General features: G+C 74.1%; 16 protein-coding genes, 1 tRNA gene and 1 pseudogene. 9 read left to right on the forward strand and 9 right to left on the reverse strand.

Annotated features, from left to right (window positions below):
• Positions 1 to 201 precede the first annotated feature (201 nt).
• Together EDD33_RS20905 and EDD33_RS11275 are read right to left on the reverse strand one after the other, a co-directional pair.
• Positions 202 to 3276 (reverse strand): annotated as a pseudogene (locus tag EDD33_RS20905) (alpha-(1->3)-arabinofuranosyltransferase domain-containing protein); the annotation flags it as partial.
• Positions 3273 to 7268, reverse strand: coding sequence for an alpha-(1->3)-arabinofuranosyltransferase domain-containing protein (locus EDD33_RS11275; protein WP_148077057.1), 3996 nt, complete (start codon positions 7266 to 7268; stop codon positions 3273 to 3275). The pseudogene EDD33_RS20905 and the gene EDD33_RS11275, both read right to left, overlap by 4 nt.
• 176 nt (positions 7269 to 7444) lie before the next feature.
• Between EDD33_RS11275 and EDD33_RS11280 the strand changes: the two genes are divergently transcribed.
• The gene (locus EDD33_RS11280) at positions 7445 to 8164 is read left to right on the forward strand and encodes a class I SAM-dependent methyltransferase (protein WP_123390910.1); all 720 of its coding nucleotides are present in this window, start codon (positions 7445 to 7447) and stop codon (positions 8162 to 8164) included.
• A gap of 3 nt (positions 8165 to 8167) precedes the next feature.
• Here the strand turns inward: EDD33_RS11280 and EDD33_RS11285 are convergent, their stop codons facing one another.
• Positions 8168 to 8986: a class I SAM-dependent methyltransferase gene (locus tag EDD33_RS11285; RefSeq protein WP_170169790.1), complete on the reverse strand. Its 819-nt coding sequence runs from the start codon at positions 8984 to 8986 to the stop codon at positions 8168 to 8170.
• Positions 8987 to 9029: 43 nt separating this feature from the next.
• On the opposite strand from EDD33_RS11285, the gene EDD33_RS11290 reads away from it, so the two are divergent.
• Complete coding sequence (locus EDD33_RS11290) at positions 9030 to 10193, forward strand: glycosyltransferase family 4 protein (protein WP_123390914.1); 1164 nt, start codon at positions 9030 to 9032, stop codon at positions 10191 to 10193.
• Positions 10194 to 10295: 102 nt separating this feature from the next.
• On the opposite strand, the gene EDD33_RS20010 is transcribed toward EDD33_RS11290, so the two are convergent.
• Both EDD33_RS20010 and EDD33_RS11295 read right to left on the reverse strand, forming a co-directional pair.
• A complete protein-coding gene (locus EDD33_RS20010) occupies positions 10296 to 10439 on the reverse strand; it encodes a hypothetical protein (RefSeq protein ID WP_170169791.1) in 144 nt (47 codons plus the stop codon).
• Between the two features lie 33 nt (positions 10440 to 10472).
• Complete coding sequence (locus tag EDD33_RS11295) at positions 10473 to 12248, reverse strand: MmpA family trehalose lipid delivery protein (RefSeq protein ID WP_123390916.1); 1776 nt, start codon at positions 12246 to 12248, stop codon at positions 10473 to 10475.
• Positions 12249 to 12343: 95 nt separating this feature from the next.
• Here EDD33_RS11295 and EDD33_RS11300 point away from each other — a divergent pair, with 95 nt between their 5' ends.
• Positions 12344 to 13612, forward strand: coding sequence for a lipopolysaccharide biosynthesis protein (locus tag EDD33_RS11300; RefSeq protein WP_123390918.1), 1269 nt, complete (start codon positions 12344 to 12346; stop codon positions 13610 to 13612).
• Between the two features lie 61 nt (positions 13613 to 13673).
• Here the strand turns inward: EDD33_RS11300 and polA are convergent, their stop codons facing one another.
• Positions 13674 to 16373, reverse strand: coding sequence for a DNA polymerase I (gene polA, locus EDD33_RS11305; RefSeq protein ID WP_123390920.1), 2700 nt, complete (start codon positions 16371 to 16373; stop codon positions 13674 to 13676).
• Positions 16374 to 16453: 80 nt separating this feature from the next.
• A complete protein-coding gene (locus tag EDD33_RS20325) occupies positions 16454 to 17023 on the reverse strand; it encodes a GNAT family N-acetyltransferase (RefSeq protein ID WP_123390921.1) in 570 nt (189 codons plus the stop codon).
• A gap of 102 nt (positions 17024 to 17125) precedes the next feature.
• Between EDD33_RS20325 and EDD33_RS11315 the strand changes: the two genes are divergently transcribed.
• A complete protein-coding gene (locus tag EDD33_RS11315) occupies positions 17126 to 17893 on the forward strand; it encodes a DUF554 domain-containing protein (protein WP_123390924.1) in 768 nt (255 codons plus the stop codon).
• Between the two features lie 19 nt (positions 17894 to 17912).
• Here EDD33_RS11315 and EDD33_RS11320 read toward each other — a convergent pair whose 3' ends face one another.
• The gene (locus EDD33_RS11320) at positions 17913 to 18569 is read right to left on the reverse strand and encodes an ANTAR domain-containing response regulator (RefSeq protein ID WP_281274157.1); all 657 of its coding nucleotides are present in this window, start codon (positions 18567 to 18569) and stop codon (positions 17913 to 17915) included.
• Positions 18570 to 18885: 316 nt separating this feature from the next.
• On the opposite strand from EDD33_RS11320, the gene EDD33_RS11325 reads away from it, so the two are divergent.
• Genes EDD33_RS11325 through EDD33_RS11340 form a run of 4 tightly spaced genes read left to right on the forward strand, consistent with a single transcriptional unit; the run spans position 18886 to position 23065 of the window.
• On the forward strand, positions 18886 to 20154 hold the full coding sequence (locus EDD33_RS11325) for a branched-chain amino acid ABC transporter permease (RefSeq protein ID WP_211332519.1): 1269 nt from the start codon (positions 18886 to 18888) through the stop codon (positions 20152 to 20154).
• 13 nt (positions 20155 to 20167) lie between these two features.
• Complete coding sequence (locus tag EDD33_RS11330; protein WP_123390927.1) at positions 20168 to 21142, forward strand: branched-chain amino acid ABC transporter permease; 975 nt, start codon at positions 20168 to 20170, stop codon at positions 21140 to 21142.
• Positions 21132 to 22124 carry an ABC transporter ATP-binding protein gene (locus EDD33_RS11335; protein WP_123390929.1) on the forward strand — a complete coding sequence of 331 codons (993 nt, stop codon included), beginning with the start codon at positions 21132 to 21134 and terminating at the stop codon, positions 22122 to 22124. Before EDD33_RS11330 ends, EDD33_RS11335 begins: the two co-directional genes overlap by 11 nt.
• Entirely contained in the window at positions 22121 to 23065 is a 945-nt protein-coding gene (locus EDD33_RS11340; protein ID WP_246003475.1) for an ABC transporter ATP-binding protein, read from the forward strand. The genes EDD33_RS11335 and EDD33_RS11340 overlap by 4 nt, the downstream gene beginning before the upstream one ends.
• Before the next feature lie 466 nt (positions 23066 to 23531).
• Here the strand turns inward: EDD33_RS11340 and EDD33_RS20550 are convergent, their stop codons facing one another.
• On the reverse strand, positions 23532 to 24860 hold the full coding sequence (locus tag EDD33_RS20550) for an ABC transporter substrate-binding protein (RefSeq protein WP_246003476.1): 1329 nt from the start codon (positions 24858 to 24860) through the stop codon (positions 23532 to 23534).
• A 247-nt stretch (positions 24861 to 25107) separates the two neighbouring features.
• Between EDD33_RS20550 and EDD33_RS11350 the strand changes: the two genes are divergently transcribed.
• Positions 25108 to 25181, forward strand: a tRNA-Leu gene (locus EDD33_RS11350).
• The last annotated feature ends 17 nt before the right edge of the window (positions 25182 to 25198 follow it).

A 25198-nucleotide genomic window follows, 5' to 3' on the forward strand; every position in this document is an offset into this window, starting at 1 on the left:
CTCGACGCTGACCGGGGTCTCCCCCGCGGCGACCTGCGGCCGGTCGCACAGCACGGCGGCCACCGGACGGCCCTCGACGAGGTCCCGTGCCGAGGTCCGGACGCTGGTCCGGACGCTGGTCCCGCCCACGCGGACCTCCGGTCCGAGCCCGCAGCGCAGCGTGCGGACGGCGTCCGCGTCGTACGTCGTGGCCGGGGCGCCGTCGACCTCGACCTCCGCGACGGCGGCCGCGGTCGGGCTCTGCGCCGCGGTCACCGAGTCGAGCGAGGTCGGGCCCTCCAGGTCGAGCAGCGTCACCGTCACGCCCCGCGCACGGACGGCGGGGAAGCGCACGGCCCCGTCCTCCTCGACCCGCCGTTCCACCGCCCGGGGCGCAGCGCCGCCCGTTCCGGCGCCGGTCGCCTGCACCCGCACCCGGCCCGGCCGTGCCGACAGCCCGTCGTCGGGCAGGACCAGGCGCAGCCCGCTGATCCGGGCACGCTCCGGCCACGCCAGCGTCAGCGCCGGCTCCTCGTCGGAAGGGGCGGCCCGCCACGCGGTGCCCGGGTCGCCGTCGGCCGCCGCCTGCGCCCGGGTCACGAGGTCCTGGGCGGCGACGCTGGTCGCGGTCGCCGTGACGGACGGGTCGGCCAGGCCGTCGGCGACCGCTGCGGCCTGGACGGTGTCGGGCGCGCGCACCCAGGCCCGGCCGGTCACCGGGCCGGCCTCCGGCACCGGCAGCACGCGGTCCAGGGACCCCACGTCGCGACCGCGGACCGACAGCGACGGGTCGCACACGGTGGCGGGCTCGGCGGTCGGCCGCCCCGGGAGGGGGACCGCGGGCACGCACCGGGTCCGGCTCGCCGGGCGGGCGGCCAGCACCCACGTGGACGCGGACGACCGGGGCACGACGAGCTCCTCACGCACGGTGACGCCCGGCACCACGACCTCGGCGATCGCGAACGCGTCGCGCGGCGAGCTGCCCGAGAACGCCACCGCGGTGATCCGCAGCCGCGAGGTCGGGCCCGGGTCGTCGAGCACCAGGCGGCCGTCGGCGGCCACGTCGACCTCGCGGCCACCCGCGTCGGTGTCGACGCGCACCCGGGTGACCAGCTGGCCGCCGTACACGTTCTGCACGACCTGGACGGTGGTGCCGAAGACGCGCCGCGGGGCGTCGAGCTCCAGCTGCCACCACTGCCCCTCCCGGACGCCGGGACGCGACTGCCACACCGTGAAGGCGTTGCCGTCGACGGCGGCCAGCGGCTCGGCACCCGGACGGCGGCCGTCACCGGTCGCCTCGGCCGCCGAGGACGACGCCGTGACCGCCTCGGCACCGCTGACGAGGCGGCTCGCCGTCGGCGGAGCGGCGGCACCCGGCGGGACGACCTCGCGGCCCTGGCTCGCCGCGAGGGCCGGCCCGTCGGGGTCGACGGCCTCGCGCTGGTCGACGTCGCGGCGGTAGGCGGAGTCGGAGAGCACCGCGGCGCCGTCCTCGACGAGCCGCACCGCGCGGGGTCCGAGGACGCCGGAGGCGGTCAGGTCGGCGGTGGTGCCGGCGTCCCCGGCGACGTCGAGCGGTGCGCCCACGGCGACCCGCCCGAGGCCCGAGCCCGGCAGCTGCCACACCTCGACGCCGGCCGTGGCCGGGCGTACGCCGCCGTCGACCACGACGTCGGCGGCGCCGTCTCCCCCGGGGAGGGCGAGCACCCGGGTGGCACCGCCGGAGGCGAGACCGGCCCGCACCAGCCCGGAGGGGCGGCGCCGGTCGGCCGCGGCCCCGAGGTCGTCGCGGACCAGCACGTAGGCGACCCCGAGCCGACGCAGCCCGTCGAGGACCTCCGGGGCGGCCTGGCCGCGGGACACCCGGCGGAGCACGTCGTCGAGCGCGGCAGTCGCCGTCGGCGTCGACACCGGGAGGGCGTCACGTCCGACCCAGGGCCGCCCGCCGAGGGCCTGGCGCACGACCGGGTCGAGGCGTCCCGTGGTCGCGGGGAGCACCAGCACACGACCGGGCGGCGCCGACCGGGACCACGCGGCCACGTCGCGCCAGAGGTCGGCCGGGGCGCCCTGGGTGCCGGCGGCCGCGGGGTCGGTCGGGCGCTCGAGGGCGGCCAGCGCGACCCCCGCGGCGCTCAGCACGAGCGCGGCACAGGCGAGCAGGGCCCCGGCCTGGGTCCGGCTGCGCGGGGGCCGGACGAGGTCGTCGAGATGCCAGCGCAGCCCGTCGACGACCGCACCCCACGCCAGGACCGCGGCGGCCGACCACAGCGCGAGGGCGGGGGCCAGGGCCGCCGGGGCTCCCCCCAGCGCCGCCGGCGCCAGCACCGGGACCCGGAACCCGGACGAGAGCCCGGACGCGACCAGCAGCGTCCCCAGCCCGAGCAGCCCGCCCACCAGCAGCCGCTCGGGGCGGCCGCGCGCCACGACGACCCCGGCGACGGCGACAGCAGCGGGGGCCAGGGCGAGCAGCAGCAGCCAGACCAGCGACCACGCGGGGCGACCCAGCGCCTGCGCCACCTGCAGGCGCAGGTCGGCGTCCGGGAGGACGTCGGTCACCACGGTCGCCCGACGGGCCTCCCAGACCGTGACCACGCCCCACCAGGTGCTGGCCAGGGCAGCCAGGAGCACCCAGCGCAGCAGCTGGCGCAGGTCGCGGCGCCACACCACGACGGCGGCGAGGAGCCCCGCCGCCAGCACCAGCAACGACCACACCGGGGTGCCGACCCCGGCCAGCCCCAGCCAGGCGGTCGAGCGGGCCGCACCCGCCCAGCCCCGGTCACGGCGTACGACGGGCAGCAGCACCCACGGCAGCAACGCCGCCACCAGGCCGTCCAGCGGCGCGTCGACCCCCGTGGCCACCAGCACCGGGCCGCAGGCGTAGACCAGCGCCGCGACCCACGGGGCCCACGACTCCCCCGCCGCGGCCGGGCTCGCCACCGAGGCCAGCCGACGGGCACCGACGACCGCCAGCACGAGCACCAGCGCCGTCCAGGCCGCCTGGGCCGCGGTGCCCGGCACCCCCACCGCGTCGGCCAGTCGGTGCAGCGCCGCCAGCGGGAGCGAGCGCAGCCCGGCCGCCGAGGCGTCGCCGAGGGACCCGGCGGACCCCCAGCCGTCGAGGGCTCGGCCCAGCGCACCCGCCGGGTCGCCCGCCAGGTCCGCGGCGGTGCCCTCGAGACCGCGCGCGACGCTGACCCGGATGCCCACGACCGCGGCCAGGACGGCCACGGCGACGGTGCGCGTGCGTCGGACCGGCAGCCCCGCGGGGGGCCCGTCGACACGCGGCGGCCCGCTCACGGGCGTCCGCTCGCTCCCGGCCCGAGGAGCACCCGCCCGGCCAGGGCCCCCACGACCAGCGCCGTCACGACGTCGGACCCTACCGGCGGGGAGACGGCGCTCGCCCCGGACACGACGATCAGGCCCGCGACCGCCAGCGCCGCGAGGCCGGAGGCGGCGGCGAGCGGTGTCGGGACCGCCCGCGTCAGTCGGCCGACCACCGCGCCGACGGCCAGCGGGACCGACACCAGGACGAGGGCGACCAGGCCGGCGCCGGCGGCCACCCGGCCCGCCCACCCGGGTCGCCCGCCACCGGCCGGCCGCGCGGTCGGTTCGGGAGACGGGTCGGGAGACGGGTCGGCCGGCGGGCCGGCGGCAGGACGACGGCGGGCCCGCACCAGCAGCACGAGCGCGGCCAGCGCCACCAGCCCAGCCAGGACCAGCCCCACCACGATCGAGACCACGAACGTCGTCTGCGGCGCGTAGACCAGCCGCACCGGACCGTCGGTGCCCGCCGGCACCCGCCACGCCTGCTTCCAGCCGTCGACGACCAGGGGCCGGAGCTCCCGGCCGTCCACCGTGGCGACCCAGCCCGCGTTGCGGCTCTCCGGCACGCTCAGCACCGCGTCGGTGGGAGCGGTCACCGCGACGGTCCGTCCGGTGTCGCCCCAGCGCTCCACCGTCGCGGTGGGTCCCGAGCCCTCCGACGCCTCCTCCCACCCGGTCGGGCGCAGCCACAGGTCGGTCACCGCGAAGCCGGCCGGGGGGCCCACCCCCAGCCGCTGCACGCCCGCGGGCAGCGACAGGTCGTCGCCGCAGGCGCGCACCTCCAGCTCGCGGCCGGCCACGACGTCGGCGAGCGTGCCCACGACCTCGGTCGGCACCACGCGTCCGCCGGCGGCGACCACGGGCCCGAACCCGCACGCCGTGCCGGTGGGGGTGTCGGGGGACGCGGCGTGCCGGAGTCGCTGCAGACCGTCCACGCGCAGCTCGGAGATGCCGACCCCCTCGTCGCCGGTCCCGCCCGAGGCAGCGATGCGGAGCCTCCTGGTGCGGAACGGCTCGAGCGTCCCTGCGTCGGGCCCGGACGTCGCGACGAGCTGGGGCTCCTCGCCGTTGAGCGGGTCCACCAGCAGCGCCTCCGGCAGTCGGCCGGGCTGGCCCGGCTCGAGCAGCGCCTCCACGGACCGGATCGTCCGCGGCCGCTGCCAGGTCAGCGCGAGGGCGGGCGCCGGGTCGAGCGGGGAGGCCAGCCATCCGGTGCCCCGCCGCCCGTCGAGGGCGTTGGCGGGCACGACGGCCGGGTCGCCGGCGTACGTCGAGGTCGCGGTCACCGACACGCGGCGCGGGTCCAGCGGCGCGAACAGCCGCTCCAGGGCCGGACCGTTGGTGGCCACGACGCTGCCGCCCACCTCCCAGGTGCCCGGCTCGGTGACCTGCAGGGTGCGGTCGAAGCCGGTCGTCTCCGGCGTCACCAGCTGTCGACGCTGCTCGCACGACAGGCCGCGCTCCAGCGTGACGCACGCCCGGCGGGGCTCCTCGGCCGACAGGTGGACCGCCGTCCCGGCGGTGACCCGGCCGGGCAGGCGCAGCGAGCGGCGCACCTCCCGGCCCTCGAGGGAGACGTCGGCCAGGCGCACCTGCGCGCGGGTGCCGCGCACGTCGTCCAGCGTGATCCGCAGGCGGGACGTCCTCCCCTCGGGCAGCTCGACGTCGCGCGCCGCGCCCTCCGCGTCCACGCGGGCGGCGACCCGGCCGGCGTCGGTGCTCAGCCGGACCGTGCGGACCACGGCCCCGTCGAAGTGGTCGAAGGTGAGCGCCACCGGCCCGAGCTCGACGGGGCTGCCGAAGCGGACCTCGATCCACTGCCCGGTGGGGTCGCGCAGCGGCGCGGTCGCCCAGGAGGTGAAGCCCGAGTCGTCGAAGGCGGCGTACGGGTGCTGCTCGGGACGCACCGGCCCCAGCACGTCGGCGTACCCGCCCGACGACGAGGCCACGACGTCCTGGGCACCGACGTAGGTCGCGGTCGTCTGCGCCGTCGGCACGTCGGGGTCGGTGAAGTCGTGCTCCCGGCGATCGACGCGGAACCGGTCCTGGGCCGTCATCGCCCCCGAGACGGTCGCGTGGACCCGGCCGAAGCTGCGCTCGACCCGCTGCCGGGTGTCGGTCACGACGTCGGCGCGCTGGTCGGCCCCGACCAGGACGGTGGGCTGGTCCGAGGCGAGCAGGCCCGAGGCCACCAGGTCGGCGACGGCCTCGGGGCCTCCCGAGACGCGACGCACGGAGGCGGCGTCGGCGATCGCGGCGCGGGGGTCGCCGAGCGTCGTCACGGCGTACACCTCGACCTGCTGGCGGCCACCCACCTCGGGCCCGTAGCCCGCGACCCGGTCCAGGCCCGGCGTGCTCGCGACGCCGGCCTCGACCACGTCCGGCGAGGGCGCGTCGGTCTCGTCGGGGTCGAGGTCGTGGCGCAGCACCACGTGGGTCATGCCGAGCCGGGCGAAGGACGCGGCCAGGCTCGGCTGGGGACGCGCGCGCGAGACCGACTCCTCGAGCGCGTCCAGGAGCGCCAGGGTCCCTCCCGGCGCGACCGTCACCTGGGCGCGGGCCAGCCAGGGCGGCGCGTCCAGGACCTGGATCGGCTCGTCGACGGTCCGGCCCCACACCTGCACCGCGAAGCCCGCGCCCGGCAGCACCATCGCGCGCACCGGACCGGTCTGCGCGTCGAGGTAGCGGGCGGTGTCGCGCCAGGACGCCGGGAGGTCCTCCATCCCGTCGGCCGTCCGGAGCGACCCCGTCACGGCCGGGAGGGTCGCCGCCAGGACCGCCAGGGCCGAGGCGGCGAGCACGAGCCGCCGAGCGGGCACGGCGCGGGGCAGCCTCCGCCACGACCACGTCGCCGGCACGGCGCTCACCAGGGCACCGAGACCCAGGCTGAGCGGCAGGCGGACGACCGGGTCCCACTTGTGCACGTTGCGCAGCGGTGCCAGCGCACCGTCCAGGGCGTCGAGCCACCAGCCGGAGAGGACCGAGCCCGCGGGCGCGCCGCTCCCGGCGGTGAGCACCGCGAGACCGACCAGCACGCTGGCGACCAGCACCCCGCGCTGCCAGGTCCGACGCAGCGCCAGCCCCGCCAGCCCGGCCCCCGCGACGAGCACCGTCGGCAGCACCAGCAGGCGGGAGGACGCGAGCTCGTAGCCGCCGACCCAGCCCAGCGGGCCGCCACCGGGGAAGAAGGCCACCCAGTGGCTGGTGCCCCGCAACGAGGCGAGCCAGCCGGTCCCGGCAGCGGTGTTGCGGGAGGACTCGATGAAGTCGAGGAACGGCGGCGCGTAGCCCCCGAGCAGCAGCAGCGGGACCAGCCACCACGCGGTCACCACCAGCACCAGGGCGCTCCAGGCGGTCAGGTCGCGCAGCCGCCGCCGCCAGGGGCGGCCCTCCCCCAGGGCCAGCAGCAGCGCGGGCATCACGAGGCAGGCCGCGACCAGGGTGGCGTTCTGGCCGCCCATCACCGGGATCGTCGCGACCGAGGCCAGGATCCCGACGCGCGCCCGCACCCGGCCGCGGAGGTAGAGCACCAGCGGCAGCACCGTCCACGGGAGCACCGCCCCGGGGAGCGTCTCTCCGCTGAGGCCACCGACGGTGGTGAGCACCCGCGGCGCCAGCATGTACGCCGCTCCGGCCAGCACCGAGCCGAGCACGCCCACGCCCGGCCAGGAGCGCGCCAGGCGCCGAGCGCCCTCGTAGGCCAGCAGCATCACCGCCGCCGACCACAGCCGCTCCCACACCCACGCCGGGACCCCCAGCACGTCGCCCAGCCAGAAGGCCGGACCCATCGGGAACAGGTAGCCGGACGCCTGGTTCTGCAGGCCGCCCAGGGCCCAGTCGCCGTTCCACAGGCTCAGGCTGCGGCTGAGCAGGTCACCGGGGCCGAGCTGCAGGTCGAGCTTGGTGTCGAAGGTGACGCGGCCGGGCTGCTGGAGCAGGTTGAGCAGCAGGACGCCGATCGTCACGACGACGCCGGCGAGGGCGGGGGGACCCGGGAGCGGGGGTCGTCGACCCCACCGCGTCCCGCCCTGCGCCACCTGCGGCCCGCCCTCGTCCTCGCCCTGTCCGACGTGCGGCGGGGAGTCTATATGCTGCCGTGCGACCCTCAGGCCGACCCGGCCGCTCGACGTCAGGGAGAGCCATGCAGCATCGCGCCGCGCCTGGGTTCCAGGCGGCCTGGGAGGTCGCCGACCGCATCCCCGGGTGGCTCACCGAGGCGCAGGCGCGCCTGCTCTGGGAGACCGCCGAGGAGGTCCCCGACGGCGGGCTGCTGCTCGAGATCGGGAGTCACCAGGGTCGCTCGACCGTCGTGCTCGGCGCGCTCGCGCGCGAGCGCGACGCCCGCGTGGTGGCGGTGGACCCCTTCGTCGACGGCCGTCTGTTCGGGGGCCGACCGACCCGGGAGAAGTTCGAGCGCCACCTCGCCGAGGCCGGGCTGACGCCGACCGTCGAGCTGCTCGCCGACTACAGCACCCGGGCCCGTCCCTCCTGGTCTCGCCCGCTCGACCACCTCTACATCGACGGCAAGCACGACTACTGGACGCTGTCCGACGACCTGCGCTGGACCCGCCACCTCCGCGACCGGGGACCGGTCCTGGTCCACGACTGCTTCTCCAGCATCGGCGTGACGCTCGGGATCCTCGTCCACGTGCTGTTCTCGGGCCGGCTGCGCTACGAGCGCCGGGCGGGCTCCCTGGCGCTGTTCCGCGTCGGGCGACCCTCGCTGCGCGACCGGGCCCGCATCCTCGGCGAGCTGCCGTGGTGGATCCGCAACGTCGCGGTCAAGGTGCTGCTGCGACTGCGGCTGCGCCCCGTGGCCCGGGTGCTCTTCGGTCACCGCGGGCCCTACGACCCCTACTGAGGGTCAGCGGGCGCCGGTCTCCTCGAGACGGTAGATCCGCCGCTCGAGGTGCCCGCCGCGACCGCGGAGCTCGGGCTTGACGACGGCGTCCCACGCGATGCGCGGGGTCCCGCGGCGGCGCCGGGTGCGCCAGGTCAGCGCGCTCGTCACGCCCTGCGCGGCGACCGTCTCCCAGGTCCGGTGGTGACCCTCGGCGCGCATCGCCGCCGCGGCGAACTCCGGGTCCAGCTCACCCTCTACGCGCAGCCGGACCTCGCCGGTCCAGTGGTACTGCACGACCCGGTGCTCGAACCGCTTGTTCAGCACCGCGTCCAGCTCCCGGCGTACGCCGGCACGCTCGATGTAGGCGTCGATCTCGGGGTCGTGGTACGGCGCGGTCTTGGCCGTGAACACGAGCGTCGGCCCCTCCGGCTCGTCCTCGAGCCGGCACCACCACAGGTGGCTGGGGAAGTCGACGATCTTGGCGCTGGCCGCCTCGGGGACCTCGATGTAGCCCGCGGCCGCCACCCGGCTCAGCTCGGCGGCGACGCCCACCGGGTCGGTGACGTGCTCGAGCACGTTGGAGCAGATGGCGTAGGCGAAGGCGTCGTCGGCGAAGGGCATGTCGGCGGCGTCGGCGTCGAAGAGCGGTCGGCTGATCCGCGCCTTCGCGCGCCCCGAGCGCTGGGCACCGTGCTCGGCCCCGGCGAACCGGTCGAGCAGCACGTCGGCGCGCCACGACGGCTTGTCGCCGCTTCCCACGTCGAGCACCAGGTCGTCGTCCCCGACCGGGACCGCGATGCGGCGCTCGTGGAACAGGCGCAACGCCGCCAACCAGGACATGGTCGGTGAGTATGGCAGGTGAACGAGCAGTAACATTCGGCCCATGGAGGGATCTGTCCCGGCCTCGCTGGAGGGTCGTCACGTCGTGCTGTTCAACTGGCGCGATACGGCCAACCCCGAGGGCGGCGGCAGCGAGCGCTACGTCGAGACCATGGCCGCGGGCCTGGTCCGCCACGGCGCCCGGGTGACGGTCTTCTGCGCCGCGCACGCGCACGCGCCGGCCGACGAGGTCGTCGACGGCGTCCGCTTCGTGCGCCGCGGGACCCACGTCGGCATCTACGTCCTCGGGATGCTCCACCTCCTCGGCCGTCGGTTCGGCCGGGTCGACCTCGTCGTGGACGTGCAGAACGGCCTGCCCTTCTTCACCCGGCTGGCCACCCGCCGGCCCGTGGTGGTGCTGGTCCACCACGTGCACCGCGAGCAGTGGCCGGTCGTCTTCCCCGGCCGGCTGGGGCGGGTGGGCTGGTGGATCGAGCGACGCCTCGCCCCGGCGCTCTACCGCACCTCGCAGTACATCGCCGTCTCCCGCGCGACCCGCGGCGAGCTGATGGCCCTCGGCGTGGACCAGCGCCGGATCGCGGTGGTGCACAACGGCACCTCCCCCGCCCCGGCCGTCACGGCCGGCCGCAGCCCGACGCCACTGCTGTGCGTCGTGGGCCGGCTCGTGCCCCACAAGCAGGTCGAGCACGCGATCGACGCGGTGGTCGCGCTGCGGCACCGCCACCCCGACGTGCGCCTCAGCGTGGTCGGGAACGGCTGGTGGGACGAGGACCTCCACAAGTACGTCGCCGAGAGCGGTGCCGGCGACCTCGTCCGCTTCGAGGGCCACGTCGACGAGCAGCGCAAGCACGAGATCCTGGCCGCGTCGTGGCTGATGCTGCTCCCCTCCCTCAAGGAGGGCTGGGGTCTCGTCATCGGCGAGGCCGGCGTCCACGGCGTCCCGACGGTGGCCTACCGCTCGGCGGGCGGGACCCGCGAGTCGATCCGCGACGGACGGTCGGGCGTCCTGGTGGACGACCGCGCGGGCTTCGTCCGGGCGGTCGACGAGCTCCTCGAGGACCCCGCGCTCCGGGAGCGGCTCGGCGACGGTGCCCGCGAGATGTCGCACACCTTCGCCTGGTCACACTCCCAGGACTCCTTCGCCCACGTCCTGGCCGACGTGCTGGCGGGCGAGCGGGTCAGCGTCGAGGACCCCGAGGGCCCCTAGGACCTCTGGTGCAGCCGCACCGCGAACGGCCGTGCGGGTCCGGAGACGACGACAGCGGCTCCGGGGAGCCGCTGAGGTGGTGGAGCAGGAGCCTGCTCGGAGCTACTGGTTGGTGCCGTAGTCCATGACGCTCTGCTCGGGCTGCGACGCCTCGCCGTTGACGCTGCTGACGACGCCGAACGCCGTCGTCACGGCCAGGCCAGCGCCCACCAGCACGGCGATCCCGCCGGCGACCAGTCCCTGCACGATGCGTCTCCACTCCCTCGAGGCCGCTACCACCTAGCGGTCGGCCGCAAAGGTACCACCCGGTAGGCGTTCTGGGTGCACCGAACGACGTGTGCGTCGCCCGTGCCGCGCCACGGCGCCGAGCGCGAGCAGGAGGACGAGCCCGGCCGCCACCCAGGCCCCGGCCACGGGGGCCGCGGGGACGCCGTCGACGCCCTCGGCCACCGGCCCGGGGAGCTCCCAGACCACGAGCAGCCGGCCCTCGTGGACGACGCGGGGGTCGTCGTACGCCGGGGCGGCCAGCGTCGGCACCGCGTCGCCGAGCCGGGCCTGCGCCTCACGGTCCAGGACCACCCACCCGATGCCCTCGGCCCGCAGCCGCCCCGCCACCACGCCGGGCGCACCGCCCCGTTCGAGGACGCGTGCCACCCGCGCGGCACGCGGGTCCTCGCCCGCGACGCGGCGCCCGGAGACGTAGAGGTCGTCGCTCTGCAGGAAGTCGGGGGCCAGGAAGCGGCCCAGGGGGTCGAGCACCCGCCGGCCGCCGTTCCACGACGGCGCGCGGTAGCTGCTGAACGGGAGCAGCAGCACGTCGCCGCCCCCACCGTCCCGGACCGCCACCGCGCGGTCGAGCGCCGCCCGCGCGGCGGCGTGCTCGGCGGGATACTCCACCGGCACCAGCCGGCCGCCCAGGCCCCCGGCGACGTCGGGCGCCAGCGCGACCGGCGCCAGCACCAGCAGCGTCCCGACCGCCAGCCCGGCCGCCGCCGGTCGCACCGCACGGGCGGCCCGGGCCACCCCGAGACCGACGAGCGAGGCCAGCCACGGGCTGAGCAGCGCCACCCACCGGGTGCCGTCGCGGAGCAGGCCGGCACCCGGGACGGCGGACCCGAGCCACGCGACCGCGCCCGGGGAGGCCCACCCCGCCAGCGCCACGACGAGCCCGAGGCCCGCCAGGACCGGCAGCGCGAGCCGCAGCCCCGACCGTTCGTCCCGGCGCCACGCGGACAGTCCCGCGGCACCCAGCGCGAGCAGCAGGACCAGGGCGACGACGGCCGGCCAGCCCTGGCGCGAGGCCGGCACCACCTCGGTGTTCCAGATCCCGCCCAGGCCCAGCACCGCGAGCGGGGCCGGCAGCAGTCCCTCCCCCTGGGCGGCGAAGGCGGCCGCGCCGGCCGGGTCGCCGCGTCCGGCGGTGCCGTGCAACGCGCCCGCCACCACCCAGGGCGCGTTGAGCAGCAGGCCGCCGACGGCCGTGACCAGCACGGTCCGCGGTCCGACCCGCGCGGACGCCACCCCGACGACCGCCGCCACCACCGCCATCACCCCGCCGGCGGGGCTCAGGCTGCCCAGCGCGGTCCAGAGCAGCAGACGACCCACGCTGCCGTCGCCGCGGCCGAGACGCCGGGCCTCGACGAGCAGCCACGGCAGGGCGGCGTACGTCAGGAGCAGGGGCCAGTGGCCGATGCCGAGGCGCTCGGCGACGAACGGGTTCCAGACGTACGCGGTCGTGGCCGCCAGCCGGGCGAGCACCGACGGCGAGGGCACCAGCCGGGCCGCGCCCGCGCCCGCCACGACGAGCGCGAGCAGCAGGACCGCGGGCTGCAGCAGCGACCCCGGGACGACCTCGTCGACGAGGGCCACCAGGGCGTCGGAGGGCACCGCCCGCGGCAGCGACGACCCCAGGCCCCAGGAGTCCGGTCGCAGCGCCAGGTCGGGGACGAACACCATGTCGTAGGCGAGCACGTGACCCGGCGTGACCGCCGGCCCGAGGAACAGCCCGGCGAGCAGCCAGGGCCACAGCCGCACGGCCCACCGCCCCACCGCCACGTCGGCTCCTCCCCTCGACCCACCGGTCCCCCGGACGGGCGCCCCGATCCAACCACCTGCGCCCCGGGCCACGGCTGCCCCCGTAGTCTCGACGGGTGACCGAGCAGCCCGAGACCCGGGACGACTGGACCCGCGGGGGCAGCGTCATCGCCGTGGCCATGGCGGTCATGAACGTCACCACCTACGGCTACACGATCCTGGCGGCGCGGCTGCTCGGGCCGGGCAGCTACGGCGCCTTCGCCGCGGTGATGGGCCTGCTGCTGGTGCTCGGGGTGCTGCAGCTCGGCCTGCAGACCACGGGCGCGCGACGCATCGCGGCCCACCCCGAGAGCGTGGGCGAGGTCGAGCGGGCGCTGCTCCGGGTGGCGCTCGGCACGGCGGCCGTGCTGGCGCTGCTGTGCCTGCTGCTCTCCCCCGTCATCGACCGGCTGCTCAACCTCGACAGCGTGCCGACCGCGGTGCTGGTCGCGTTCACCGTGCTGCCGATGACGCTGATGGGGGCCCAGGCCGGGATCCTGCAGGGCGAGCGACGCTGGCGGGCGCTGGCGGCCCTCTACCTCGCCGCCGGGGTCTCACGACTGCTCGTCGGCGGGGCGCTCCTGGTCTGGCGCCCCACCGAGACGATCGCGGTCCTGGCCGTGCTCATCGCGTTCTTCGCCCCCGTCGCCGTCGGCTGGTGGGCGCTGCGCCGCTCGCTGCCGCACCGCCGCGGCCACGTCACCGGTCACCACGACGAGCGCAGCATCCTGGCGGAGACGTTCCGCAACTCCCACGCGCTGCTGGCCTTCTTCGCGCTCTCCAACGCCGACGTGATCGTCGCGCGCGACGTGCTCGGCGACCACCAGTCCGGGCTGTACGCCGGAGGGCTGATCCTGGTCAAGGCGGTGCTGTTCCTGCCGCAGTTCGTGGTGATCGTCGCCTTCCCCTCGATGTCGGACCAGGAGAACCGGCGCGCCGCGCTGGTGCGCAGCATCGGCCTGGTGCTCGCCCTCGGGGTCGTGAGCACGCTCGGCGCCTGGCTGCTGAGCGGCCTCGCCCTCGTCTTCGTCGGGGGTCCGGAGTACGCCGAGATCCGCGGCCAGCTGTGGCTCTTCGCCATCCTCGGCACCGTGCTCTCGGTGGTGCAGCTGCTCGTCTACAGCGTGGTGGCCCGCCAGTCGCGCTGGTCGGTCTACCTCGTCTGGGCCGGGCTGGTCGCGCTGCTCGTCGCCACCCGTGGGGTCGACGACGCCACCGGCCTCGCCGTCGTGGTCACGGTCATCGACGCGGTGGTCCTGGTGGCCCTGCTGGCGACCAGCCTGCACCGGCTGCGGCCCGGCGCCCCGGCCTCGCGCGACGTCGCGCCCGCCGCCGCGTCGCGCTGACCCGCCTCGCGCTGACCCGCCTCGGGTCGACCCGTCGGGCCTCGACCCGTGGGCCGCAGCGTCAGTGCGCTGCGTCGTGCCAGCTGTGGCCGGTGCCGACGGAGACGTCCAGCGGCACGCTGAGCTCGGCCGCGGCCCCCATCTCGCGACGCACCAGCGCCTCGAGCTGCTCGCGCTCCCCCTCGGCGACCTCGAAGACGAGCTCGTCGTGGACCTGCAGCAGCATCCGCGAGGCCAGCCCCTGGCGGGTCAGCTCACGGTCGACGCCGAGCATGGCCAGCTTGATGAGGTCGGCGGCGGAGCCCTGGATGGGAGCGTTGAGGGCCATCCGCTCGGCCATCTCGCGCCGCTGCCGGTTGTCGCTGGTGAGGTCGGGCAGGTAGCGGCGGCGACCGAGGATGGTCTCGGTGAACCCCGAGCGCCGCGCCTCGTCGACGATGCCGCCGAGGTAGTCGCGGACGCCGCCGAAGGTCTCGAAGTACTCCTCCATCAGCCCGCGCGCCTCGCTGGTGTCGATGCGCAGCTGCTGGGAGAGACCGAACGCCGACAGGCCGTAGGCCAGGCCGTAGTTCATCGCCTTGATCTTGGCCCGCATCTCCGAGGTGACCTCGGTCGGCTCGACGTCGAAGACGCGCGCCGCGGTCACCGAGTGGAAGTCGTGGCCCGAGCGGAACGCCTCGGTCAGCGCGACGTCCTCGGACAGGTGCGCCATGATCCGCATCTCGATCTGGGAGTAGTCGGCCGTGAGCAGCTCGGAGAAGCCCGGGCCCACCACGAACCCCTCCCGGATGCGGCGGCCCGCCTCGGTGCGGATCGGGATGTTCTGGAGGTTGGGGTCGGTGCTGGAGAGCCGTCCGGTCGCGGCGATCAGCTGGTTGAAGGTGGTGTGGATCCGACCGTCGTCGGAGACGGTCTTGAGCAGGCCCTCGACGGTCTGTCGCAGCCGGATCACGTCGCGGTGGCGCAGCAGGTGCTGGAGGAACGGGTGCTCGGTCTTCTCGAACAGGCCCTGCAGCGCGTCGGCGTCGGTGGTCCAACCGGTCTTGGTGCGCTTGGTCTTGGGCATGTCGAGCTCATCGAAGAGCACCACCTGCAGCTGCTTGGGCGAGCCGAGGTTGATCTCCTTGCCGATCACCTCGTAGGCGTCGTCGGCGGCCTCGCGCACCCCGGCCGCGAACTGCTCCTCCAGGCCCTCCAGCAGGTCGCGGTCGACGGCGATGCCGACCTGCTCGAGGCGAGCCAGGACCCCGATCAGCGGCAGCTCGACGTCGGAGAGCAGCCGGGTGCCGCCCCGGTCCTCCAGCTCCTCGTCGAGGGCGGCCGCGAGGTCGAGGACGGCGCTGGCGTGCAGCATCGCCGTCTGCGAGGCCTCGTCGGCGGTGTCGTCGTCGAGGCCCTCCAGGCTCAGCTGGCCGTCGTCGACCGCGCCCTGGCGCAGCTCGCGCTTGAGGTAGCGCACGGTCAGGTCGGCCAGGTCGTAGGAGCGCTGGTCGGGCCGGGCGAGGTAGGCCGAGAGGGCGGTGTCGCGCTCGAGCCCCTCGAGCAGCCAGCCGCGGGCGGTCAGCGCCAGGATCGGGCCCTTGGCGTCGTGCAGCACCTTGGGGTACGCCGGGTCGCCCAGCCAGGTCGTCAGGGCGGCGTCGTCCTCGGGGGTCAGCGTCGCGACCACGACGTGCGCGGCGCTGCCCGACCCGGTGGCCAGGGCGAGCGCGAGCACCTCCCCCGTGCCCGAGCGCCAGCTGCCCTCGACGTGCACGCCGACGCGGTCGCCGCCCTGGGCGTGCGCGGCGAGCCAGTCGGCCACCTGACCGGGCGCGAGCCGGGTGCCGTCGAGCTCGAAGCCGGACTCGTCGATCTCCTCCGGGGAGGACAGCGTCTCGAAGAGCCGGTCGCGCAGCACCCGGAACTCCAGGCTGTCGAAGAGCGTGTGGACCTGCTGGCGGTCCCACGGGCGCAGCGCCAGCTCGGTGGGCGCCAGCGGGAGGTCGAGGTCGGTGACCAGCGCGTTGAGCTGGCGGTTGCGCATCACCTGGCCGAGGTGCTCGCGCAGCGCCTCGCCCTTCTTGCCGGTGATCTCGTCGGCCCGGGCGATGACGTTGTCGAGGCCGTCGTAGAGGTTGATCCACTTGGCCGCGAACCCGGCTCCCACCCCGGGGACGCCCGGCAGGTTGTCGGAGGTCTCCCCCACCAGGGCCGCGAGCTCGGGGTAGCGGCTCGGCGGGACCTTGTACTTCTCCTCCACGGCGGCCGGGGTCATCCGCTTCATCTCCGAGACCCCGCGCATCGGGTAGATCACGGTGGTGCGCTCGTTGACCAGCTGGAAGGAGTCGCGGTCGCCGGAGCAGATCAGCACGTCGAAGTCGTCGGCGACGGCCTGGGTCGCGAGCGTGCCGATCACGTCGTCGGCCTCGAAGCCCGGCTTCTCCACGAAGGGCACGTTGAGGGCGTCGAGCACCTCCTTGATCAGGCCGACCTGCCCGGAGAACTCGCTCGGCGAGGTCGCGCGGTTGGCCTTGTACTCGGCGTACTCCGCCGCTCGGAAGGTCTCGCGGGAGACGTCGAAGGCGACCGCGAGGTGGGTCGGCTCCTCGTCGCGGAGCACGTTGATGAGCATCGCGGTGAAGCCGTAGACCGCGTTGGTGTGCTGCCCCGTCGTGGTCGAGAAGTTCTCCACCGGCAGCGCGTAGAACGCCCGGTAGGCCAGCGAGTGCCCGTCGAGGAGGAGCAGGCGCGGACGTGAGATGGGTGCTGACTCGGCCACGGGGCCGACCCTAACCCGCGGCACCGACAGCCCCCGGGGCGGCGGTGGCCCGGGTCGGGGGCGGGTGGAGGACGAGGGGGTCAGGCCCCGGCCTGGCGGCGTCGTGCCGTACGACGCTGGGCCAGCACCTCGACGAGGTGACGGTTGCTGCCGGCGGCGCTCCGGGCCCGCTCGACCGAGAGCTTCTTGCGCAGCGCGGCCGTGCTGGCCAGGCGGACGGTCGCCACGGTGCCGAGCCCCAGCCGGGCCAGGAACCGGTTGGTCTCGCGGCTCCCGTCGGTGAAGGCGCTCATCTGCTCCACCCCCTTCTCCTCGGCCCAGGACACCCCCGCCTCCATCAGCGCGTGGGCGTAGCCGTGCCGGCGGTGGCTGGGGGCGACCACGAGGTAGGAGGTGTGCACCGCGCTGTCCAGCGACAGCGGGGAGATCGGGCCGCGGGAGAGGAACAGCGCCGCCACGATGCGGTCGTCGCCCTCGGCGACCAGCAGCTTGGACTCGGGATCGGCGGCGGTGTTGGCCAGCGCCTGCACCGCGTCACGACGGGCCTGCTCGTCGGGCTCCCCGGTTCGCGTCGTCTCGGCCCACAGCTGCAGCAGCAGGTCGGCGTCGGACGGCGTGGCCTCGCGGATGACGGGCGCGAGACGCGGCATGGGACCTCCGTGGCGGGACTGCCGATCGTGGCGACCACGGGCGGCGGAGAGGGACGGTGAGAGACTAGCCCGCCCTGTAGTTCACCCGTAAAGGAGTTCCGAGTGTTCCCCGGCTTCGGCACGCTCGTCAACGCCACGACGGTGCTCCTGGGGACGCTGGTCGGCACGCTCGTGGGGCACCGCCTGCCCGAGCGCACCCGCACCGTGGTGACCGACGGGCTGGGGCTGGTGACGCTGCTGATCGCCGGCACCTCGGCCGCGGCCGTCGGCGACGAGGTGCTCTCCGACGCGGTCGGGGGTGCTGCCCCGATGCTGATCGTGCTCGGCTCGGTGCTCCTGGGCGGCATCGTCGGGTCGCTGCTGCGGCTCGAGGACCGCATCGAGGCTCTCGGCGGCGTGCTCCAGCGGGCCGCCGTACGCCGCGTGGCCCGGTCCGGCGCGCCCGCCGACGCCGCCGCGCGGGAGCGCTTCGTGCAGGGCTTCGTGGTCAGCTCGCTCGTCTTCTGCGTGGGACCGCTCACGATCCTGGGTTCGATCAACGAGGGCCTGGGCAACGGTGCCGACCAGCTGCTGCTCAAGAGCGCGCTGGACGGCTTCGCCTCGATCGCCTTCGCCGCGTCCTTCGGCTGGGGCGTCGGCGCGAGCGTGGTCTCGCTGGTGGCGATCCAGGGCGGCCTGACCGCCCTCGGTGCCGGGCTCGGCAGCTTCGTGCCCGACCCCCACCTCGCGGCGCTGACCGCGACGGGCGGGCTGCTGCTGGTCGGCGTCGCGCTGCGGCTGCTCGACCTCAAGCAGGTCAAGGTGGCCGACCTGCTGCCGGCGCTGGTGGTGGCGCCGCTGCTCACCGCGCTCGTCGTCGCCCTGCGCTAGACGGGGCCGGACACGACGCTCAGTCGCCGGTCGGGGCGTCGGCGCCGCCGACCGAGGGCCCGTGGGTGACCACGCCCTCGGCGACCTGGCGCATCGAGAGCCGCAGGTCCATCGCGGTCTTCTGGATCCAGCGGAACGACTCGGGCTCGCTGAGGCCGAGGCTCTCCTGGAGCACGCCCTTGGCGCGGTCGACGACCTTGCGGGTCTCCAGCCGCTCGGTGAGGTCGGCGACCTCGGACTCCACCTGGCGCAGCTCGGCGAAGCGGCTCATGGCCATCTCCACCGCGGGCACGAGGTCACCCTGGTCGAAGGGCTTGACGAGGTAGGCCATCGCGCCGGCGTCGCGGGCCCGCTCGACGAGGTCGCGCTGGCTGAAGGCGGTCAGGATGACGACGGGGGCGATCCGGGCCCGGGCGATCTGCTCGGCGGCCGCAATGCCGTCCAGCCGCGGCATCTTCACGTCGAGGATCACCAGGTCGGGGCGCAGCTCGGTCGCCAGCTCGACGGCGCGCTCGCCGTCCTCGGCCTGGCCGACGACGTCGTACCCCTCCTCCTCGAGCATCTCCGCGAGGTCCATGCGGATCAACGCCTCGTCCTCGGCGATGACGACGCGCGGTCGTCGGGTGCTCCCCGTCGACGCGGTCGTCGCAGCGGGCACCCCGCTCTGCTCGGTCACGGCACGAGGCTAGCCGTCGTGGACCAGACCGGTCACGAGGACCCGTGGACCGCCTCCGGCCTGCAGGATCATCCTGGAGCGGCTCCAGGGGGTGCCTGGACGACGCCGGAAGGAAACAGTCCGGTAACGGCCGTGCCGCAGGCTCCTCGTGACGGTGCTGCAGATCACCCCACGCTCTATGCTCACCCCCGCAGCCGAGTCGTCTGCCGCCCCGGCGCATGCCCGGGTGCCCGACGCCCGGACCCTTTGTGAATGGAGGACCATGTCGCCCTCGAGTCGACGAGCGCCCCAGGAGGCGCGTCGCCGCGGCCCTGCCGTGACGCTGCTCCTGCTGCTGGCGACCAGCCTGTTCGCGGTGCTGGCGCTGTCCGGGACGGCGCAGGCCGCCGACGGCGACCGCACGGTCGTGGGCACGTTGCGCAACTCCGCCGACGACAACGCGCCGGTCCCCGGTGTCACCGTCAACGTGGAGAGCAGCGACGGCGGTCAGTACACCGCCGAGAGCAACGAGGAGGGACGCTTCGAGGTGGCCGTACCGGCCGCCGACCGCGGCACCCTCACCGTCTCCCTGGACACCGACACCCTCCCCGACGGCGTCGACCTGCGTGAGGGGGCGCCCGACACCCTGCGGCCCACCGGCAGCCTCAGCACGGTGACGGCCAACTTCGCGCTCGGTCCGGACGACCGCCAGGTCTCCACCAAGTGGGACCAGGTGCCGCAGCTGCTCTACAACGGGCTGCTGTTCGGCATCGTGCTCTCGCTCGGCGCGCTGGGCCTGTCGATGGTCTTCGGCACCACCGGCCTGACCAACTTCGCCCACGGCGAGCTGGTCACCTTCGGCGCGGTGATGACCTACATGGGCAACCGCGTCTTCGGGCTCCCCATCATGGTCGCGGTGCTGATGGCGGTGGTCCTCTCCGCGGGCTTCGGCTGGCTCAACGACAAGGGCCTGTGGGCCCCGCTGCGCCGCCGCGGCACCGGCCTGATCGCGATGATGATCGTCTCGATCGGCCTGCAGTTCCTGCTGCGCAACCTCTACCAGTACTTCACCGGCGGCCGTGCCCTGACCTACCGCGAGTACGTCACCCCCGCCGGCCAGGACGCCTTCGGGCTCTTCACCTACACCACGCGCGACATCGTGATCATCCTGGTCAGCCTGCTGACCCTGATCGCGGTCACGCTGGCGCTGCAGTTCACCCGGCTGGGCCGGGCCACCCGCGCGGTCTCGGACAACCCGGCGCTGGCCGCCTCCACGGGCATCAACGTCAACCGGGTCATCACGACCGTGTGGATCTTCGGGGCCGCGCTGGCCGGTCTGGGTGGCGCCTTCCTCGGCTTCTCCCAGTCCGTGACCTACCAGCTCGGCGCGCAGGTGCTGCTGCTCATCTTCGCCGCCACCTGCGTGGGTGGGCTCGGCTCGATCTGGGGTGCGATGCTCGGGTCGATCATCATCGGCCTGTTCGTCGAGACCTCGACGCTGCTGATCCCGTCGGAGCTGAAGTACGCCGGCGCGATGATCTTGCTCATCGTCGTCCTGCTGTTCAGGCCCCAGGGCCTGCTCGGTCGGGCCCAGAGGATCGGCTGAGGAAGGACTCGACATGATCGACGCAATCACCGGAGCCCTCCACGACGGGTTCGGCTACGTGGCCATCTCCTACTGCCTCGCCGCCATCGGCCTGAACATCCAGTTCGGCTACTCGGGCCTGCTGAACTTCGGCCAGGCCGCGTTCCTCGCCATCGGCGGCTACATCATGGGTGCCGCCATCGCCACCAGCGGCATCCCGACCATCCCGGCCATGCTCATCGCGATCCTGTTCGCGGTGGCGCTGGCGCTGATCCTCGGCGTGCCCACGCTGCGGCTGCGGGCCGACTACCTCGCGATCGTCACCATCGCGGCGGCCGAGATCCTGCGGCTCGTCTTCGGCACCTCCTTCCGCGAGTACTTCCGCGGCAAGGACGGCGTCACCGGCTTCGCCGACGGCTTCCGCGGCCTCAACCCGCTGCCGGAGTACGACGGCTTCTTCCTCACCTACAGCCGCAACGAGCTGTGGACCATCATCGTCGGCTGGATCGTGGTGATCCTGATCTGCGTGCTGGTCTGGGCGCTGATGCGCTCCCCGTGGGGCCGTGTGCTGCGCGGCATCCGCGAAGACGAGGACGCCGTCCGCTCGCTGGGCAAGAACGTCTACGGCTACAAGATGCAGGCGCTCGTCCTCGGCGGCGTCATCGGCTGCATCGGCGGCTTCATCGGCGCCTTCGGCGCCGCGTCGGTCCAGGCCGACACGTTCAACCTCGACTTCACCTTCATCGCACTCACCATGTTGATCCTGGGCGGTGCGGCCCGCGTCATGGGCCCCGTCGTCGGGGCCATCCTGTTCTGGGCCGTGCTCTCGTTCCTCGGGTCGATCCTCTCCGACCTCTCGGCCAACCCCACCGTGGCGCAGTTCATGAACGCCGACCAGGCCTCCAACGTCCGGCTCATGCTGGTCGGCCTGGTGCTGATGCTGCTGATGATCTACCGACCCCAGGGGATCTTCGGCGACCGGAAGGAGATCGCGCTCGATGCCCGCTGACACCTCTCCCACCCCCGCGACCGGGTCGACCAGCATGTCCGGGTCGACGGGCACGACCGGCACGGCCACCACGACCGGGGCCACCCGGTCGGTGGCCGACCAGGGTCGCGCCGACCTCCAGGGCCTGGCCACCGAGCCCGGGGTCAGGAAGAAGGACCCGATCGTCGTCGCCACCGACGTGCGCCGCACCTTCGGCGGCCTCACCGCCGTCGACGTGGAGCACGTCGAGATCCAGCGCGGAGTCATCACCGCGCTGATCGGCCCCAACGGCGCCGGCAAGACGACCTTCTTCAACCTGCTCACCGGCTTCGACCAGCCCGACTCGGGGTCCTGGACGTTCAACGGCACGTCGTTGAAGGGCAAGTCGGCCTACAAGGTCGCCCGCCTCGGGATGGTCCGCACCTTCCAGCTCACCAAGGTGCTCTCCAAGCTCACCGTGCTGGAGAACATGCGGATGGGCGCGACCGGGCAGCGCGGCGAGCGCTTCTGGGCCGGCGCGCTGCCGTTCCTGTGGAAGAGCCAGGAGCAGGAGATCACCGCGCGGGCACGCGAGCTGCTCGGCCGCTTCAAGCTCGACGCCAAGGAGGAGGACTTCGCCGGTTCGCTCTCCGGTGGCCAGCGCAAGCTGCTCGAGATGGCTCGCGCCCTCATGGTCGGTCCCGAGCTGGTCATGCTCGACGAGCCGATGGCGGGCGTGAACCCCGCGCTGAAGCAGTCGCTGCTGGGCCACGTGAAGTCGCTGCGCGAGGAGGGCATGAGCGTGCTCTTCGTGGAGCACGACATGGACATGGTCCGCGACATCTCCGACTGGGTCATCGTGATGGCCCAGGGCAAGGTGATCGCCGAGGGCCCGCCTCGCTCGATCATGACCGACCAGCGCGTCATCGACGCCTACCTCGGCGCGCACCACGACACCGACATCAGCGAGCTCGAGCAGGTCGTCACCGCCGAGCACGAGCAGCCGAAGGAGGAGACCGCGTGAGCGAGTCCCCGCAGCACCGCGCCGGCGGACCCACCGACCCGGCCGAGTCCGGCCCCGCCCTGTCGGCCGCCGAGTCCGAGCGGCTCCTCGAGGAGCTCAACAAGCCGACCGAGGAGGCCGTGGTCCGCGAGGACGGCGAGATCGTCGCCGAGGCCGACCCGTTCGCCCCCAAGATCGACGAGGAGGCGCGCCGCGTCCATCTCCAGGCCGCCGAGGGCGCCGTGCTGCGTGCCGACGACCTGCTGGCGGGCTACCTGCCGGGCGTGAACATCCTCAACGGCGCCGACCTCTACTGCCAGGAGGGCGAGCTCGTCGGCATCATCGGACCCAACGGCGCCGGGAAGTCGACGCTGCTCAAGGCGCTGTTCGGCCTGGTCAACATCAACTCCGGCACCGTCACGCTGCGTGGCGAGGAGATCACCAACCAGCGCGCCGACAGCCTGGTGGCCAAGGGGATCGGCTTCGTCCCGCAGACCAACAACGTCTTCCCCTCGCTCAGCATCGAGGAGAACCTCCAGATGGGCTGCTACCAGGCCCCCTCGAAGTTCGCCTCGCGCTTCGAGTTCGTCACCAACCTGTTCCCCGCCCTGGGCGAGCGTCGCAAGCAGCGCGCCGGCCAGCTCTCCGGCGGCGAGCGCCAGATGGTGGCGATGGGCCGGGCCCTGATGATGGAGCCCTCGGTGCTGCTGCTCGACGAGCCCTCCGCCGGCCTCTCCCCCGCCATGCAGGACGAGGTGTTCGTGCAGACCCGCGCGATCAACAAGGCCGGCGTCTCGGTGATCATGGTCGAGCAGAACGCCGCCCGGTGCCTGCAGATCTGCGACCGCGGCTACGTCCTCGACCAGGGCCGCAACGCCTACACGGCCTCCGGCGCCTCGCTGGCCAAGGACCCCAAGGTCATCGAGCTCTACCTCGGCACGCTGGCGGAGTCCAACAAGTAGCCCGTCCGCTGCCCGTCGTACGCCCCCACCGCTGCTGCGCTGGGGGCGTCGTCGTGCCCGGGTGGTGTCGGTGCTGGCCGCACGCCGGAGGTCGGGGGGTGGTGGCCGTCGACGGACTCCCGAGGTCGCTCGGGAAACCGTCGCTGCGCCGGAGCAACATCCCCGGCGGAGCAGCAGGCTCGCCGGCGCAGCAGCCGCGCGGCGTACGACGGACCACGCAGGCGACTTCGGACGCCATACGAGGTGGTGGCCGGGACGACCAGGACGTATGACGCCCCGGACGTCATACGAGTTGGTGGCCGGGACGACCAGGACGTATGACGCCCCGGACGTCATACGAGCTGGTCGCCGGGGCGACGAGGACGTATGACGCCCTGCCGCCCCGGAGGCGCCGCAGCACCCCCACGACGCACGCGACCCCCCGAGCCGGTGGCTCGGGGGGTCGGGTGGTGTGGTGCGGGGTGGGTCAGCCGTTCTGGCCGATGCCGGCCTTGATCAGCTCGGGGACGATCTTCTTGGTCTCGTCGAACGCGATCAGCACGATGGCGTCGGGGTCCTGACCCTTGATCTCCTCGACCTCGGCGGTGTAGTTGGCCGCGTTGGCGTCGTAGAGGGTCTTGGCCACGATCTTGCCGCCGGACTCGGTGAAGAACTTCTCCACGTTGTTGGCCAGCGCCTCGCCGTAGGAGTCCTGACGGGCGAGGATCGCGACGTTCTGGTAGCCGTCCGAGGACAGCGTCTGCGCCATGACCTGGCCCTGCAGCACGTCCGAGGGAGCGGTGCGGAAGTACAGGCCCTTGTCGGCGTAGGTGTCGAACGCCGTCGAGGTGTTGGCCGGGGAGATCTGCAGGACGCCCGCGCCGGTGATCTTGTCGATCACCGAGAGGGACACCGAGGAGGACGCGGCGCCCACGATGGCGTCGGCCTTCCCGCGGAGCAGCTTGTCGGTCTCCGACGGGGCGATGTTCGGCGAACCGTCACCCGAGTCGGCCTTGACCTGCTTGACGTCCTTGCCGAGGACGCCGCCGCCCTCGTTGATCTCCTGGACCGCGAGGTCGACGCCCGCGAACTCCGGGGGGCCGAGGAACGCGAGGTCACCGGTCGCCGGGAGCAGGGTGCCGATGGTCAGGGTGCCGTCACCCTGGCCGGCGCCGCCGGAGACCTTCTGGTTGGCCTTGACGTCGGCCTCGTCGGGGATCTCGCCGGTGATGAAGTCGAGGTTCGAGTAGTTGTTGTCCTCGCCGTACTCGAAGATGCCGATGGTGGCGGCCGAGGGCGACCCGGTGGAGTTCAGGTCGAGGGGACCCGAGACGCCGTCGTAGTCGATGTCGGTGCCGTCGGCGAGCAGGTCGGCGCACTGCTTGAACTCGGTGCACTTCTCGCCCTCGCCGGAGACGGTGGCCATCTCGCCGGCGATCGCCTTCCCGGAGTCGTTGTCCGCGGCGATCGCGGCCAGCGCGGTCACGATGGTCGCGTCGTAGGACTCGGGACCGTAGGTGAAGTCCTTGAGGTCCTTGTTGACGCCGAGGAGGCGCTCGCGGAACTCGTCGCCCAGCTCGGCACCGGGGTAGGTCGCCTTGACGCCCTTGAGGGTGCCGGGGTCGAAGTCCTCGGAGTAGTTGGCGGTGTTGCCATCGACGAAGTAGAGCTGCGTGCCCTTCTTCTCCGCCGAGGAGCCCTCGTCGGAGCTGCCGCCGCTGCCGCTGTCGCTGTCGCTGCTGCCGCACGCGGAGACCGCGAACGAGCCGGCGACCGCGAGGACCGCGAGTCGGGTAAGGCGGTTGGGACGGTACATGGGACCTCCGTGATCGGGATTCAGGCTCCGGGAGAGAGCGCACCCACCACGCGTGAGGCCACCGGAGTGAGCACAACATAGGTTCCGGTGCTGGTCGGGCGGCAGCGCCGCGCGTACCTCGTGACCGAGTTGTGACGAACCCGCAGGGGTTGTGGACAAACCGGACACCACTGGGCTGGACCGGTGACCCGGCCCGCTTGTGGGATAGCGTCTCCCTGCTCACGAGCGTGACGCTCGGACGGCAGGCGCCCCGGTATCCCAATCGGCAGAGGAAGCGGTCTCAAACACCGTCCAGTGTGGGTTCGAGTCCCACCCGGGGCACGCCAGCGGTGGTGCAG

It is taken from the genome of Nocardioides aurantiacus, assembly GCF_003752505.1.
Classification (GTDB): domain Bacteria; phylum Actinomycetota; class Actinomycetes; order Propionibacteriales; family Nocardioidaceae; genus Marmoricola; species Marmoricola aurantiacus.